The sequence below is a fragment of the Lentzea sp. NPDC020367 genome, from assembly GCF_044387305.1.
Lineage (GTDB): Bacteria > Actinomycetota > Actinomycetes > Mycobacteriales > Pseudonocardiaceae > Lentzea.
The window spans coordinates 73,635-88,228 of record NZ_JBIRVV010000010.1 but is presented as its reverse complement, the minus strand read 5'-3'; the positions used below and the strand labels follow the sequence as shown (position 1 = coordinate 88,228).

Genomic DNA, 14,594 nt, shown 5'->3' with positions numbered 1-14,594 from the left:
GTGCATGCAGGAAACCGTAGTGCTCGGCCTGCTCGCTGATCCCGGGCTGGCCACCGACATCGTGGAAGACCTCGCCGAGGAACTGCCGCGGCGGCTGAGCCGGGACGTGGACGCTGACGTGAACTGGCGCGTGGTGCCTGTGCGCGACCAGTTTGCCGCCGACGAGCACGGCACCGTGCGGCACGTCGTGCAAGCGGTGCGAGATCAGGTCGTTGAGGAGCGTTGCGACCTGTGGGTGTGCCTGACGGACCTGCCGCGCAGGGACGGCACCGACCCGGTGGTGGCCGACGCGAGCGCCGATGACGGGCTGGCCGTGGCATCGCTTCCGGCGCTGGGTGGCTGGGGTCTGCGCCGCAAGACTGGTGACGTGGTCAGCGCCCTCGTGGCCGAGCTGCGGGATCGTCAGGTCCCGATGGAACGGCTGGCCCACCGGGTCGACTCGCCCAGTGACGACATCGGCGTGCGGTTCGTGGCCCCGGGCCTGCGCGGCCGGCTGCGGCTCTTCACGGGCATGGTCAGGGCGAACCGGCCGTGGCGGCTCGCGATGGGCCTGTCCAGCGTGCTCGTAGCGGCGCTGGGCACGGGCGCGTACACGTTGATCAGCTCGACCATGTGGATGCTCGGCACCCACTCGAGCGTGGTCAGGCTGGTGGCGGCGACGCTGCTGTCGATCGCGGCGATGGTGGTGTGGCTGATCGTCACCCACGAGCTGTGGGAGCGCCCGTCCGACGCGATCGGGAGAGAACGGGCGCGGCTGTACAACCTGACCACAGTGGTCACCCTGGTGCTGGGGATCTCCACGCTCTACCTGGCGTTGTTCGTGGTGGTGCTCGCGTCGGCCGTGCTCGTGCTCGAACCTTCCGTGCTGGCACAGGAGATCGGCCATCCGCCGGCCGTGCGCGACTACCTCGGCATGGCGTGGCTCGCCGCGTCGGTCGCGACCGTGGCCGGTGCGCTCGGTGCGCGGCTGGAGAGCGACGAGGCGGTGCGCAACGCCGCGTACGGCTACCGCCAGCAGGAGCGCCGCGAGAAGCTCCGGGCGTGACCCGGCAGGTCCATGGCCTGCACGGGATTTCCGCCTCGTGGACCGAAGCGTCGCACGCGTGCGGTGCGGCACCGTCCTCACCTCGAAGATCTGCCGGAGGTGAGCAATGGCGGTTCCCGTTGCGAGTGCGACCAGAGTCCGAGTGATCCATCTGAGCGGGGAGATCGATGCGTCCACTGTGGACCTGCTGGTCCACGCGATCGAACCGCATCTGGATCTGACACAGGGAACGATCGTCGTCGACCTGAGCGAGGTCACGTTCCTCGGCACCGCGGGCATGAGGGCGCTCGTGCGGGCTGAGCGACACGCGAACCGGATGGGGTCGAAACTCTGCCTGGTCAGCGGGACCACGGCGGTCAAGCGGTCACTGGCGGTGCTGGACATGCTGCGCGAGTGACGCCGGGTCCGGCCACCGTGCCTGCTCGCCTCGGTGGCCGGACCCGTCTGGTGTCTCAGGGCTTGAGGACGACCTTCTCGCAGTCGTCCTGCTTGTTCTTGAACATCTCGAAGCCGCGTTCCGCCTCCTCCAGCGGGAGGGTGTGGGTGATGATCCGGGTGGGATCGATCTCCCCGCGCTCGATGCGCTCCAGCAACGGCACCATGTAACGCCGCACGTGGCACTGCCCTGTCCGCAGGGTCAGCGACCGGTTCATCCACGCACCGGCCGGGAACTTGTCGATCAGTCCGCCGTACACGCCGATCACCGAGACCACACCGCCGCTGCGGCACGACATGATGGCCTGGCGCAGCACGTGAGGACGGTCGGACTCGGACCGCACGTCGACCTCCTCGAAGTTCACCGGTGTGTGGCCCGCCTGCTCCGCCATCCGCAGCCGGTAGGGCTCCTTGTCGATGGCGATGACCTTCGCGGCGCCGAGAACCGTGGCGCTTTCCATGGCGAACTGGCCCACCGGACCGGCACCCCAGACCGCCACCACGTCGCTGGGCTGGATGTCGGAGAGGAACAGCACCTGCCCGTCGGTCAGGTCCGACTCGATCTTCAACGGCCCGACGTCGGCGAACGGCACGCGCGCGTACTGCGCCCGTCCGCCCGCGAAACCCCGGTCAGGTGCGAGTAGCCGAAGATCCCCGCGACCGGTGCCCGAACATCTTCTCCGCGATCCCGGCGTTCGGGTTGGAGTTCCCACGACACGAGTACAACCCGGCGGCACACGCCCCACAGGCGATCGTGAACGGCACGACGACCCGGTCCCGACGCGCAGCCGGCCAGGATCCACGCCCGCGCCGACCTCGACCACCTCGCCCGTGAACTCGTGCCCCAGGACGTCCCCGTCCTGCACCGTGGGCACGTACTCGTCGACCAAGTGCAGGTCAGAGCCGCAGATCGCGGTGGAGGTGATCCGGACGATCGCATCGCGGCTGTTCAGGATCTCCTGGCCAGTCGACGCGATTCGATCTTTCGTCCCTGAGTTCTGTCGATTGGGGTCAAGCCCTTTCGTGGCGAACTGTTGGATCGCAGGATGCCCTGGAATCAGATCGGCCTATGTGCGCTGTGAGTGCGAGCGACGCTACGACGAGCACCACACCCACCGATCACTCGCTGGCGTGACGCCCTTGAGGGTCCGGCCCCAGCCTCTCGAACCCGACCAGATCGAACGCCTCAACGTAGATCGGCAAGACCGTCAGCGTCGACGTCGCGAAGATCGACCCGTGAAACGTGCCCGGCCGCTACGGCTGGGTCGGTGGTTCGGTACGGCCGCGCACGTGGTCCCTTCACGGGACAAGGTGACCGTGCCGCCTACCCGCACCGCCATGACCAGCCGGAGCCGATGCGATGACGCGCGAGTTTCGCGGGCACGCCGCCCGGTAGGACCGTCGATCGTGCACAATTCTCCCACCGCAGGGATGCGGTGCTGGGGGGAAGTGATGCGTGCTGTCGTCGCGGTCGCGCTGCTCGTGGGGGTGTACGTCCTCGGGCTGGCGCTGATCGCCGGAATCGTGCTCGTCAACGTGCTGTTCTTCGTCAACGACCGGCCGATCGGCTTCATCTGGTCCGTCGTCATCGGCGGAATGCTGGCGTTCGCGCTGCTCAGCGGTCTGTTCACGATCGCGGGAACCTCGGACGACGAGGAGCGCGGCGAGCTGGTCGGCGAGAAGGACGAGCCCGAGCTGTGGGCACTGGTCCGCAGGCTCGCCGACGGGGTCGGCACGCGTCCGCCGGACCGCCTCTACATCGTGCCGGAGGCTAACGCCGCGGTGTCGCAGCGCACCAGACTGCTCGGCCTCGTCGCGACCACCCGCCGGATGTATGTGGGGGCACCGCTTCTCGCGTGCCTGACCGAGCGGCAGCTGAGCTTCGTCCTCGCACACGAGCTCGGCCACTACGGCAACCACGACACGAGGTTGACGGGTGTGGTGGTTGCCGGACGGGTCGCGTTGGTCCGCATGCTCACCAAGCTGAACAACCGCTCCTGGTACCACGCCGTGGTCGCCGTGATGTTCGCGTACTACGCGAAGCTCTACTTCGCGGTCACCGCGTCCCTGTCGCGTCAGCAGGAGCTCGCCGCTGACGCGACGGCCACCCGGATCGCCGGGACCGAGGCCGCGGCGACCGCTCTGCGGGAGCTCCCGGTGGTCGAAGCCGCCTGGACCCTGTTCCACGACAGGCACTTCCGCCCGGCCTGGGAGGCGGGGTTCCTGCCGACGACGATCTTCGACGCCTTCGCGGGGCTGCGCCGCTCGCCGGAGCTGCGCGCCTACCTCGACGAGATCAGGCAGAACCCGCCCGAGCGCGTGCTCGGCCGCTACGACTCACACCCGCCGCTGCCGGAGCGGATCGCCGCCGTCACCGCGATGGCCGTGCCGAGCAGGGGCCCCGAACGGCCGGCCGGTGCACTGCTCGCGGACAACGGCGCGGTGATGGACAAGACCCTGGTCAGCCCCCTGGTCGAGGAGCTCGGCGTGAAGAAGCGGGTCGACTGGGCGACGTTGTCGCAGACCGCGGTCCGCGCCACGCGGGTGGACCGGTCGCGGCGGTTGGTGCGGGTCGGCGGCGGCTCGCTCGGCGCCGTTCTCGACCTGCTCGACGAGGGCCGGCTGTCCGCGTTGCTCCGCACCGACGTCCGGCCCGGCAGTGGCACGTCGGGGCCGAGAGTGCGGCGCGAGTTCGCCCGCGGCCTGCTGATCACGGAGCTGACCGCGCTCGTCGAACTCACCCTCGCCGACCAGCACCAGGCGCGCTGGGAGTCCGACTGGCTCGGCACCACGACGTTCCACGGCCCCGATCTCACCGCCGAGATCGAACGGGCCACCGACGACAGGGGCTCCACGGAAGGTCTGCGCGCGGCGCTCGCCGGACTCCGCGTCGACCAGGTCCCGACCCGTTAGGAGAACGACGCAGTGGCGCTCGATCCGACCAGACATGGCGATCCGGAACGCTGGGGCCTGGTCCCGGACGCGTACGTCCGCGACTTCTTCCCCGAGGAGGACCCGGTGCTGGCCCGCGCGATCACGGCCGCCTCCCACGGTCGGTGGCAGCAGGCCGCGGACGCGATGAAGACCACCTGGGGCGACTGGGACGACCGCGCCCGTGTGACCCTGGCGCTGGCCCGTGCAGGCGCGCGCACGGACGAGTGGTTGAACAACTGGCGCGACGAGCAGCCGGACCGGGACCTGGCCGTGCTCGACGCAGCCGCGTGGGTGCTGGTGGCGAAGGAGATCCGCGGCGAGAGCGACGAGCAGGACCACGTGGACGGTTTCCACCGCGTGCTGCGCCGGGCCGAACGGGCGGCACGACACGCGGCCGAGCTCGCCCCGCAGGACCCGACGCCGTGGTGGACGCTGGTCCAGGTCGCCGGCGGTCTCTCGTTCGACCAGGCACGCTTCGCCGAGATCTGGCACGAGCTCCTCAGCCGCGCGCCGCGGCACCGGGCCGCTCACGAGGACGCCCTGGAGTACTGGGCAGGGCAGTCGTCCGACGTGCTGCTCGACTTCGCGGCGAACGCCGGCCCCGCGCTGGTCCTGCGGGCGGCGTTCCTGCTGGAGGACGACGATCCGCTGATCTGGCGCACGGAGCTCGTGACCGACGCGGTGGAGCAGCTCCTCGCCGAGGACGAGCTTTCGAACGACGACCGCGGCCACCTGGTCCTCGCGCTGTACGACCACAACCGCTTCGCCGAGGCGATCGATCAGTTCCGGGCCCTCGGCAGCCGGGCGGACGGCGCACCGTGGAGCCGCTTCGAGGACCCGAAGGGCACGTTCCTGGAGTACCGCGCGAACTCGTGCCGGAAGGCCGCGCTCAAGATCTGATCGAGCGAGGTCACAGGTCGTTGGAGGCAGCAGTGGTCGTGCGGTACCGGGTCCTCGGCGCGCTGGAGGTGACGCTCGATGGCGCCGAAGTGCCGGTGCCTGTCGGTCGGTGCCGTGTGTTGCTGGCAGGATTGTTGTTGCGTCCCAACCAGTTCGTGTCCGTGGACGAACTGGCTGAGCTGGTGTGGAACGGCGCGCCGCCTGTTCGGGCCAAGCAATCGCTCCACCAGGTCGTGCGGCTGCTGAGGGTCGCGTTGGGCGAGGCGGACTGCGTGCGGACGCTCTCCGGTGGGTACGAGGCACGCGTTGAGCCCGAAGAGCTCGACCTGCTGCGGTTCCGTGAACTCGTCGGGGCACAGGACCTCATGGGCGCCGTCAAGCTGTGGCGCGGCCCGCTGCTGACCAACGTCGTCTCGGAATTGTTGCACCGCAACGAGATCCGGCACCTGGCGGAAGAGTGCGCCGAGGTTCTGGCCCGGTCGAAGCGGCGCGCGCCCCGGCTGCTTCCCGCCGCCATGCCGCGCTTCGTCGGGCGGGCCGGGCACCTGCGCGAGCTGACTTCTCTGACGGAGGGGACCGGGCCGGTCACCGCCGCGATCACCGGCACCGCGGGCGTCGGCAAGAGCGCGCTCGCCGTGCAGTGGGCGCACAGCGTGGCCGACCGCTTCCCGGACGGCCAGCTGCACGTGAACATGCGAGGGTTCGACCGGCACCGCGACCCGATGGCGCCCGGCGACGTGCTGAGCCGGTTCCTCGAAGTTCTCGGCGTCGCGACGGAGCGGATCCCGGCGGCTCTGGACGACCAGGCGGCGCTCTACCGCGAGCTGACAGCGGATCGGCGCCTGCTGGTGGTGCTCGACAACGTTCGCGACGCCGAGCACGTCCGCCCGCTGCTGACCGGCCCGTCGTTCGTGCTGATCACGAGCCGCGACCGGCTCACCGGACTGGCGCGGCGGGATCTCACGCTCGACGTGCTCAGCACCGCAGAGGCGCGCGCGTTGCTGGTCAGCAGGCTCGGCGAGGACCGGGTGGACGCCGCCGATGACCTGGTGGCCTGGTGCGGAGGCTTGCCGCTGGCGCTCGCGATCGTGGCGGCACGGGCGGCCGAGGTCCCGAACCTCCCGCTGTCCGCGCTCGCCGCCGAACTCGCCGACGAACGGACCAGGCTCGACCTGCTCGACACCGGTGACGCGGAGACCAGCGTCCGCACCGTGTTCCAGTGGTCGTACCAGCAGCTCAGCCCGCAGGCGGCGCGGATGTTCCGGCTCGTCGGCGTGCATCCGGGACCGGACCTCACGATTCCGGCGGCCACGAGCCTCGCCGGTGAGCCCGCCGAGGAGGCCGTGCGCGAACTGGTCAGGGCGAACCTGCTGGTCGAGCACGCCCCCGGCCGGTTCACGTGCCACGACCTGCTGCGCGTCTACGCCGCCGACCGCGCGGAGGCCGACGAAGCGCAAGCGTCCCGCGCGGCGGCGGTGGAACGCATGCTCGACCACTACCTCCACACGCTCGAAAGCCTCAACCGCAAGCACTACTGGAACCACCTCGGTGTCCTCGCGGATCCTCCCGTGCCGTCGGCCGCCACGACCCCGGAGACGTTCGAGCGGCCGGACGAAGCCGAGACGTGGTTCCAGGCGGAACGCACGGTGCTCCACGCGGTCGTCGTACTGGCCGACGAGCGGGGCCACGACCGGCACACCTGGCAGCTGGTGTGGTTCATGACCGACCTGGTCGAGCGATTCGGGCTCTGGCGGGAATGGATCGGCCTGTTCGCGCGTGCGACCCAGTCGGCGGACCGGCTCGGCGAACGTGTGCAGGTGGCGAGGTTGGCCTTCCTGCGCGCGGTCGGTCATGCACGGCTCGGCGAGTTGGAGAGGGCACTGGAGCTGTTCGAGGCCACTGACCTGATCTGGCAAGAGGTCGGGTCGGTCGCCGGGCAGGTGCGGGCTCGGGCGGGCGTGGCGTGGGTGCTCGGGGATCTCGGCCGCACGCACGAGGCGGTCGAGGTGGCGCGGGATTCGCTCGATCTGCTGCGCGGCGACGAGTGCCGCACGCCGCCCCGGATGCGGCTGGCCCTGCACCAGCTCGCTGGCGCACTCGTCCTCGCGGACAGGCCCGCGGAGGTGCTGGAACTAGCGGCCGAGTGGGATGCTCTGGACGGCGTGCCGGACCCGCACACCAGCGGACTGATGGCGTCCGAACTTGCCCGCGCGTACATCGGGCTCGGCAGACACGCCGAGGCGGTGCCAAAGCTGATGGGCGCGCTGGAGTCGTTCGGTCAGATGGGTACGTGGGTCGACCTCGCCTACGCCGAGAACCTGCTCGGCGACGCCCACCACGAGATGGGTGACCTCGCGGAAGCACGCGCGTGGTGGGAGAAGGCGGCCTCCCGGTACGCGGAGCACGAGCACCCGGACGAAGCGGCGGTCAGGGCCAAGCTCACCGGAGTGAGCTGACCCCGTGAACGAGTGAGCGATGCTTTCTCGGTCAGCACTGCCGGCGTTCGACGGTAGGCGCCGAAGACCTCGTGATGTGCAGGTCAGGGCCTCCTGGGTCCTGTTTCGGCTCCTCGCAGGCAGCGGCGCTGGAGGCAGCCGGGCGACCAACCCAGCCGCCACCGCAGCTGCCGACGCCGCCGGGACGTGCGGCTGGCGGTTCAGGGGAGCGGCTCGACGCCGTCGGTTCGTTCGAGTTCGGAGATCCATAGGTCAAGTGCCGCTCGTGCGTCCCGCAGGGTGCGTGCCGGCTCGCCGAGTCCGTGCAACGCCAGCCGCCGCTGTTCGAGCTTGGGGTCGATCAAGGCTGCCGCATGTTGCGATTACCCACGATCCGGTCCCAGTTCGGTGAGGTAGCCGACACCGTGGCCCGCGAGCAGATGTCCTACCGCGGGTTCCTGGCCGAGCTGCTGATCGCCGAATGCGACGACCGGGCCCGCCGCCGCTCCGAGCGCCGCCTCAAAGCCGCCGCGGCGCCGAGCTGCTGTTCCAGGTGCTGACCGAGCGCGAGGGAAGAACTCGGTCGCGGTCGCCTCCAACGAGAGCTTCAGCGGCTGGACCAAGACCTTCACCGATCCGCGGCTCTGCGCCGCGATCGTCGACAGACTCACCTACGGCGGCAGCATCATCGAGACCGGCACCGACTCCTACCGGCTCGCGCAGACCCGTGCACGAGCCGAGCGCCGCACCTGACAGGACACAAGAACGCCTGTCCACCAGCCCGGTCCTGATCATCGTCGGTGACCTGGCAGTGCCAGACCGGGACGCTGTTCTGGGTCGGGCGGGCCAGCTGGGAACGCCTGCGCGCGACACAGGCAACCGTGCCAACCGGTTCCGAGCGATCACGGGCACGTACCTGCGCCAATGCATGTCGCCCGTGCCCAACAGGCAGCCCGCTGCCGTGCAACCGACATGACCAGCTCGTGTTCGCGGATACCGCGTCGATCATGCGCCGGGGACCACGTCTTGCGGTATCACTTCAAGTGTGTGCGGCGTAGGTTCAGGGGCGCCGGGAGGTCTCCCGGCTCCACAGGGTGTTGTCACGTTGGCCTGGACCCCGCTGACGCGCGCCAGGATTGATGGGACGTGGACGCGATGTCGAACGCCTTCACTCAGGACAAGTCGGACGGCCCACCGCGAGATGGATTCCAGTTGCCTTTTGCTGATCTACCGCGCCTGGAGCTGGAGAAACTACTCGACGAGGTGTCGGCGCGGGCGCAGGACGTGCTCGCCACGCAGGGACGATTGCGGCACCTGCTGCACGCACACGCGGTCGTGGCCAGTGACCTGAGCCTGCAAGCGGTACTGCAACACATCGTGACCACGGCACGGGAGTTGGTGGAGGCCCGCTACGCGGCCCTCGGGGTCATCGGCGAGCACGGTCTGCTCGACGAGTTCGTCCACGTCGGCATGGACGAGACCACGGTCGAGCGAATCGGGGAGCTACCGCACGGCCGCGGGATCCTGGGCCTGCTCACCAGTCACCCGGTCCCAGTACGGCTGACCGACCTGGCCGCGCATCCGGCTGCCGCCGGGTTCCCTCCGCACCACCCGGACATGGACAGCTTCCTGGGCGTGCCGATCCGGATCCGCGACCGCATCTTCGGCAACCTCTACCTCGCCGGCAGCGCGAACGGGCAGTTCAGCGCCGAGGACGAACAACTCACCGTCGCGCTGGCGGCGACCGCCGGGGTGGCCATCGACAACGCCCGGCTCTACGAGGAGTCCGAACAGCGCCACCGGTGGCTGACCGCCTCGACCCAGGTGACCCAGCAGCTCTTCGCAGGGCAGGATGAGCGTCCCCTCGACATGGTCCTGCGGGTGGCCCAGCAGACCGCGTCCGCCGACTTCGCGACCCTGGCGCTGGCCACCGAGCCGGGGCAGGCGCAGACACAGGCCACCAGCGGAGCCCTGAGCGAGCAGATGCTCGCGGACATGGACACCAGCGCTGCCGAGCAGGTCGCCCTGTCCGGCACTCCTGTGCTGATCACGGCTCCTTCAGGCGCGGACCGCGGCGATCCGCCGGAGAAGATCGGGTCTGTCGTCGTGGTGCCGTTGATGGCAGGTGACCAGATCATGGGAACCCTCAGAGTGTGCAGGCTGGCCGGACGGCGGTCGTTCACCGGCTCGGACATGAACCACCTGGCCGGGTTCGCCGGCCACGCCGCCCTGGCGCTGGAACTCGACCGGGTCCACGTCGATCAGCAGATCCAGTGCATCAGCGCCGACCACGACCGCATCGGTACCGCCATCAACAACCACGTGATCCAGAAACTCTTCGCGGTCAGCCTCGGCCTGCAAGGACTCGTCGCGACCAACCATCAACCCCTGTTCCAAAGCCGCGTCAACGGATACATCGGCATCCTCGACCACACGATCAGCCGCATCCGGGCCGCCGTCTACGACGTCGACAGCACACCCGGCCACGTGCCGACTCTGCAAGACCGGATCCTCACCGCTGTCGACGACCACACCCCCGCGCTCGGCATTCCAGTGACGACCACCTTCCACGGGCAACTCGGCCGCCACCTGCCCAGCACACTCGCCGACGACATGGTCGCCGCTGTCCGCGAGGCACTCACGACCGCCTCCGGTCACGCAGGCACCACACGCGCCGAACTCCGCGTCGGCATCGTCGGCGACTTGATCACCGTCGAGAACATCGACAACGGCAGGGGTTGCGGACCACCACCCACAGGTGCCAATGCCCTCACCGCGCCGCGCCGCAACACCGGCAACCTGCGGCACACCACCACATCAGACGGTGACACACACCTCACCTGGACCGCCCGCATCCCCCAGCAAGCGCCTGGCACTCACCCGTAGAGGACGCCAGCCGACCAGACTATCCACTATGGACTGATTGTTCGGTCGGCAACATCCGAACGCGCCCGGACCTGGTGGACCAAGCCGGACGCGTTCACCTCAGCACCTACCGCGGGGAGGGGAGCGGTTCGCCGTTCGCCTGGACGTCCTGCGCCTGCGGCGTGCCGGGCGACTGCATCGGGATGACGGTGGCCGGCACGCCGGTCTCGGAAACCGTCGCGGGGGCGGACTCCCGCGCGAGAACGACCCGAGTTCGCCGATGGTGCTCATCAGCGGAGCGGGGAACACGACCATCGTGTCCGACGCGTCACCCGACGCCGCGGCGGCCAGCGACTCACCCTCCGCGTTGACCAGTCACAAGATGCTGACTCAGAACCTGCGGCTGTTGGAGCACAAAGAGCTCGTGTCACGGGTCGTGCATCCGACCGTGGACGCGCTGTGCGCCTGGACGACGCGGTACCTGGGGGACATCGAGGAGGCTCGCGGTCGCTTCGATCGTCAGGAGCGCTCCCCTTTCTGTGTCAGGGCATCGAGGGCCTGGGCCCGGCCGTCGCCGTACCGTCTTGAGACGCCGTATCCCGCCGTTGGGTTGCGTTGCGAGGCGAACCTCACGACATTCGATGTTGGGCTGGTGAAAGTTGCTACCTTGCTGTGGTGGCAGCGAAAGGAGGTGGCCGTGAACACGCGAGGGCATCCTGAGTCCGAGCTTCCGGTCCTCGCCGAAGGTGTGGGCAGGAGGCACCGTACGAGCTGGGCGCTGGGCCGGACGTTCCTGGTGATCCCGAACAACCGGGTTGGCACCCCTGGAGCAGGACCAGCCGTTCTGTTGCAGCCTCGCGGTGTGCGAACTGGTGCGCCTCGCCGCGGCCATGAACGACCGCTGGTTCATCGACCGGGTCAAGGAAGCGCTCGGGTGACAGGCCTGTGTGGACTGCGAGGCGCAGATCAGCACCGTGGCCGCGGGCACCCGCGTCTGGCTGGCCATCGCGCCGCCGCCGGGCCGGCTGCTTCTCCTGGGTGAGCTGGTGACCGACCTCGATGTGCTGGCTCGCGAACCGGTGCGAGGTGTACGACCGCATGCGCGTGATCGACGACGGCCGAGTTCGGTTCGACGGCGGCATCGAGAAGTCTTTGCGCGGCATCACATCCTGGTCGACGCTGCCGCCGACGAGTCCGCTGTGGAGGGAAAGGCTCGTCGGCTCGACCCGCACCCCGGCGCGGGTCCATGGTCCGCGAACGGCTGAGTGGTGCCTCGGAGACGGTGCGGCAGAGCGCTTCGTCGTGTCCGAATCCGGCTTCCGGTAACGGTGCCCGGAGTGCTCGGCCTGCGGGCTGAGTAGTCCTGGGCGTCAACTCGTGCTCTGCCGGATCGTCCCGCACGACTGGCCACAGAGGCGTGCGCAGGGCGTCGTCGTCTCCCGTCCACTGATTTCCGGACACCACGCGCACCATGGATCTCATTCGTGCGGTGGGTATCTGGAATCACTCGGTGGCGTCGATCAACAGATGGCGCAACTCGTTGTGAAGAGTTCCTTCTCGCTCGGTTGGATAGGATCAATGGTCATTTCGGACGATGCGAGTCGGCTCTCCCGAGAGGTAACCCTGAATCTGGTCACGCAGCGGCTGCCGAAGCAGCTGCCGAAGCGGCGTGGCCGGATCAAGTGGGCCGTTTCGGCGGGACTGGTGACCGCGCTGGTCGCGGTCCTCGTCGTGGCGTTTCAGGCGGGGTCGGAAGACTGGCGCACCGACTGCACCGAGTTCACGCCGGTTGCGGATGTGGTGCCCGCCTTGGAGAAGGCGCGCCAGGCGCTTTTGAGCGTCGGACATGAGCCAGTGCTTTCGATGGAGATCGTCGACCTGGACACCTGTGCGACGGCCGTGTCCTGGAAAAGCGACCTCGCTCAACCCGCTGCCTCGGTGGTGAAACTGCTCATCGTGCTGGACTTGTTGCAGAGAACCTCCACGAACTCCGGTGCTGTGGAGAACGACGTGATCGCGATGCTCACTCGTAGCGATGATGGCGTGGCGAGCCGGTTGTGGCAGGAGGGCGGAGGGTCGGCGATCGTCACTCGCCAGGTCAAGGCGCTCAACCTGCGCAACACGCGGCCGCCGGCGGTCGCGGGCCAATGGGGGAGCACGGTGATGTCGGCCTCGGACATCTCGACCGTCTACCGCCACATCGCCGGTGCCCTCGTGGCTGAGGACCGTGAACTGCTGACGTCGGCGATGGCCGAGGCGCCGCGCGCCGCAGCGGACGGATTCGACCAGCACTTCGGCATTCCCAGCGGCCTGCCGGGCGCGACGTGGGCGATCAAGCAGGGCTGGGGCAGCTCAGGCGGCCGCCGTGTGCTCAACAGCACGGGGTTGGTCAAGTTCGGCGACACCTATGCCGTGACACTGATGAGCTCTTGGCGCCAGGACGCCGACTGGGCGACGGTGAGCGCCGCGCTGACCAAAGCAACCAACGCCCTCCGCAACACCATGCGCTAGTTCCGCCGCACAGCTGATCTTGTCGTGGCGCCGGGCGGCACGATGACCAGACGATCCACTTAGGACATTGCTCGTCGGGTGGGGTGCATCGAATTCTGGTTGCCCTGCGGGGGTGACGGGCGTGAGGTCTGCAACGGTCCCGGTGACGCACACCGCTCGCAGAGGACCACGTCGTGCGCCTCGACGACCGCGCCCTAGCTCGCGGGTGTCCAGGTCGCCGCGGGAGGGTTGAGATGAAGGACTTGCTCGCCGTGGCCATGTCCGATCTTCCCGACGTGGCGGACCGCGCGGACCGCGTGCGGGCGTGGGTCGACGCCGGTCGGCGCAGGAACCGGGCGTGGCGTCCGACCCGCGCCGGTCGCCGATGAGACCGGTGAACCCGAACCGCGTCAACGTCGGCGGCTTCGCGGAGTGGGCGGGAACCCGGTCGCGGTCACGCTGTGCAGGGCGAGCGCGACGGTGACGGGGTGCGGCTCGACCTGAACCCCCATCGCGGCGCATGAAGTCCATTGTGGACGAACAAGTCCCCGGTAGTTCGTTCCGCTTCGGTCGCCAGGGTTTTTGGCACGGTGCCGGAAGGGACTTTGTGCCCTGACACCACGGCGGCCCGCCACCTAGCTTCACAGCCGGGAATTTCGACACCCGCGGGATCATTGGAGGCTGAAGTGCGGCGGAGCAGGTCTGACGGTCAGATCACGATGCAGACCGCCGGTGAGGTGCTGGACGACGCGCGCGACTTCGTCCGCAGCCAGATCGGCGCCCTGCTTCGCCGGCTGCCCGACCAGAGACCGGTCGTCCGGATCAAGCTGACGCGCAGCGCCCGTTCCGCGCTGCCGTGGTCGGTGTTGGTGCAGGCCAACCTCGAGACACGAGGTCAGCTGCTGCGCGGGCAGGTCGCGGGTGCGTTCTTCCACGAGGCGGCACAGTTGCTGCGGCGGAGCCTGGCGCAGCGACTGCCCACCCTCGCGGGGCGGCCGGCCTGGCGGGATGCGCGACCCAGCGTGCCGGTGGTGGGGGTGAGTGGGCGGCGAGAGATAGTCCGGCGCAAGTACTGCACACCCGCTCGCTGCATGCCGGAGCAGGCGGCGCTCACGATGGACCTGATGGACTACGACATCCATCTGTTCGTCGACGCCGAGACCGGAGAGGACAGTGCGGTCTACCGCATCGGCCCGACGGGTTATCGCCTCGCCCGGCTGGTGAGCACGGCGCCGCCCTCCGGTCCGGTGTCGGTGCCGCTGACGGTCAACGTGCACGAGGTGCCGCTGCTCACGCCGGAGGAGGCGGTCGGACGGCTGGACGCCACGGAGTTGCCGTTCCGCTTCTTCCGCAACGCCGACACGGACCGAGGTTCGGTGTTGTACCGGCGTTACGACGGTCATTACGGACTTGTCACCCCAACTGCCAGGTGAACGCGGGTGAGTCCCGGCCCCGATGGGACTTTGGTCCCTGCTGGACCCTGCCTGGCC

At 69.1% G+C, this 14,594-nt stretch carries 14 protein-coding genes and 2 pseudogenes; 14 read left to right on the top strand and 2 right to left on the bottom strand.

What is annotated here, in order from left to right; genetic code table 11:
* Positions 1 to 4 precede the first annotated feature (4 nt).
* Complete coding sequence (locus tag ACH413_RS33995) at positions 5 to 1,045, top strand: hypothetical protein (RefSeq protein ID WP_360044852.1); 1,041 nt, start codon at positions 5 to 7, stop codon at positions 1,043 to 1,045.
* A gap of 106 nt (positions 1,046 to 1,151) precedes the next feature.
* A complete protein-coding gene (locus ACH413_RS33990; protein ID WP_360044849.1) occupies positions 1,152 to 1,442 on the top strand; it encodes an STAS domain-containing protein in 291 nt (96 codons plus the stop codon).
* A 55-nt stretch (positions 1,443 to 1,497) separates the two neighbouring features.
* On the opposite strand, the gene ACH413_RS33985 is transcribed toward ACH413_RS33990, so the two are convergent.
* The gene (locus tag ACH413_RS33985; protein WP_396425422.1) at positions 1,498 to 2,415 is read right to left on the bottom strand and encodes an alcohol dehydrogenase catalytic domain-containing protein; all 918 of its coding nucleotides are present in this window, start codon (positions 2,413 to 2,415) and stop codon (positions 1,498 to 1,500) included.
* Between the two features lie 517 nt (positions 2,416 to 2,932).
* Here ACH413_RS33985 and ACH413_RS33980 point away from each other — a divergent pair.
* Genes ACH413_RS33980 through ACH413_RS33970 form a run of 3 tightly spaced genes read left to right on the top strand, consistent with a single transcriptional unit; the run spans position 2,933 to position 7,770 of the window.
* Positions 2,933 to 4,393: a M48 family metallopeptidase gene (locus ACH413_RS33980; RefSeq protein WP_360044843.1), complete on the top strand. Its 1,461-nt coding sequence runs from the start codon at positions 2,933 to 2,935 to the stop codon at positions 4,391 to 4,393.
* Between the two features lie 12 nt (positions 4,394 to 4,405).
* Positions 4,406 to 5,314 (top strand): hypothetical protein, encoded by a 909-nt coding sequence (locus ACH413_RS33975; RefSeq protein WP_360044840.1) that lies wholly within the window; start codon positions 4,406 to 4,408, stop codon positions 5,312 to 5,314.
* A gap of 20 nt (positions 5,315 to 5,334) precedes the next feature.
* Complete coding sequence (locus ACH413_RS33970) at positions 5,335 to 7,770, top strand: NB-ARC domain-containing protein (protein WP_360044838.1); 2,436 nt, start codon at positions 5,335 to 5,337, stop codon at positions 7,768 to 7,770.
* A gap of 200 nt (positions 7,771 to 7,970) precedes the next feature.
* Here ACH413_RS33970 and ACH413_RS33965 read toward each other — a convergent pair whose 3' ends face one another.
* Complete coding sequence (locus ACH413_RS33965) at positions 7,971 to 8,114, bottom strand: hypothetical protein (RefSeq protein WP_360044835.1); 144 nt, start codon at positions 8,112 to 8,114, stop codon at positions 7,971 to 7,973.
* A gap of 9 nt (positions 8,115 to 8,123) precedes the next feature.
* On the opposite strand from ACH413_RS33965, the gene ACH413_RS33960 reads away from it, so the two are divergent.
* The 9 genes and pseudogenes from ACH413_RS33960 to ACH413_RS33920 all read left to right on the top strand — a co-directional run bounded on the left by ACH413_RS33960 (position 8,124) and on the right by ACH413_RS33920 (position 14,537).
* A complete protein-coding gene (locus ACH413_RS33960) occupies positions 8,124 to 8,309 on the top strand; it encodes an ATP-binding protein (RefSeq protein WP_360044832.1) in 186 nt (61 codons plus the stop codon).
* Between the two features lie 67 nt (positions 8,310 to 8,376).
* A pseudogene (locus ACH413_RS33955) lies at positions 8,377 to 8,502 on the top strand (AAA family ATPase); the annotation flags it as partial.
* Positions 8,503 to 8,904: 402 nt separating this feature from the next.
* Positions 8,905 to 10,635, top strand: coding sequence for a GAF domain-containing protein (locus tag ACH413_RS33950; RefSeq protein WP_360044829.1), 1,731 nt, complete (start codon positions 8,905 to 8,907; stop codon positions 10,633 to 10,635).
* Between the two features lie 352 nt (positions 10,636 to 10,987).
* Positions 10,988 to 11,131, top strand: a pseudogene (locus tag ACH413_RS33945) (transcriptional regulator); the annotation flags it as partial.
* 298 nt (positions 11,132 to 11,429) lie between these two features.
* Positions 11,430 to 11,552 carry a hypothetical protein gene (locus ACH413_RS33940; protein ID WP_360045115.1) on the top strand — a complete coding sequence of 41 codons (123 nt, stop codon included), beginning with the start codon at positions 11,430 to 11,432 and terminating at the stop codon, positions 11,550 to 11,552.
* 160 nt (positions 11,553 to 11,712) lie between these two features.
* Positions 11,713 to 11,940, top strand: coding sequence for a hypothetical protein (locus ACH413_RS33935; protein WP_360044826.1), 228 nt, complete (start codon positions 11,713 to 11,715; stop codon positions 11,938 to 11,940).
* Positions 11,941 to 12,192: 252 nt separating this feature from the next.
* Entirely contained in the window at positions 12,193 to 13,125 is a 933-nt protein-coding gene (locus ACH413_RS33930) for a hypothetical protein (protein WP_360044823.1), read from the top strand.
* 233 nt (positions 13,126 to 13,358) lie between these two features.
* Positions 13,359 to 13,493 (top strand): hypothetical protein, encoded by a 135-nt coding sequence (locus tag ACH413_RS33925; RefSeq protein WP_360044820.1) that lies wholly within the window; start codon positions 13,359 to 13,361, stop codon positions 13,491 to 13,493.
* 297 nt (positions 13,494 to 13,790) lie between these two features.
* Positions 13,791 to 14,537 carry a sigma 54 modulation/S30EA ribosomal C-terminal domain-containing protein gene (locus tag ACH413_RS33920; protein ID WP_396425407.1) on the top strand — a complete coding sequence of 249 codons (747 nt, stop codon included), beginning with the start codon at positions 13,791 to 13,793 and terminating at the stop codon, positions 14,535 to 14,537.
* Positions 14,538 to 14,594 lie beyond the last annotated feature (57 nt).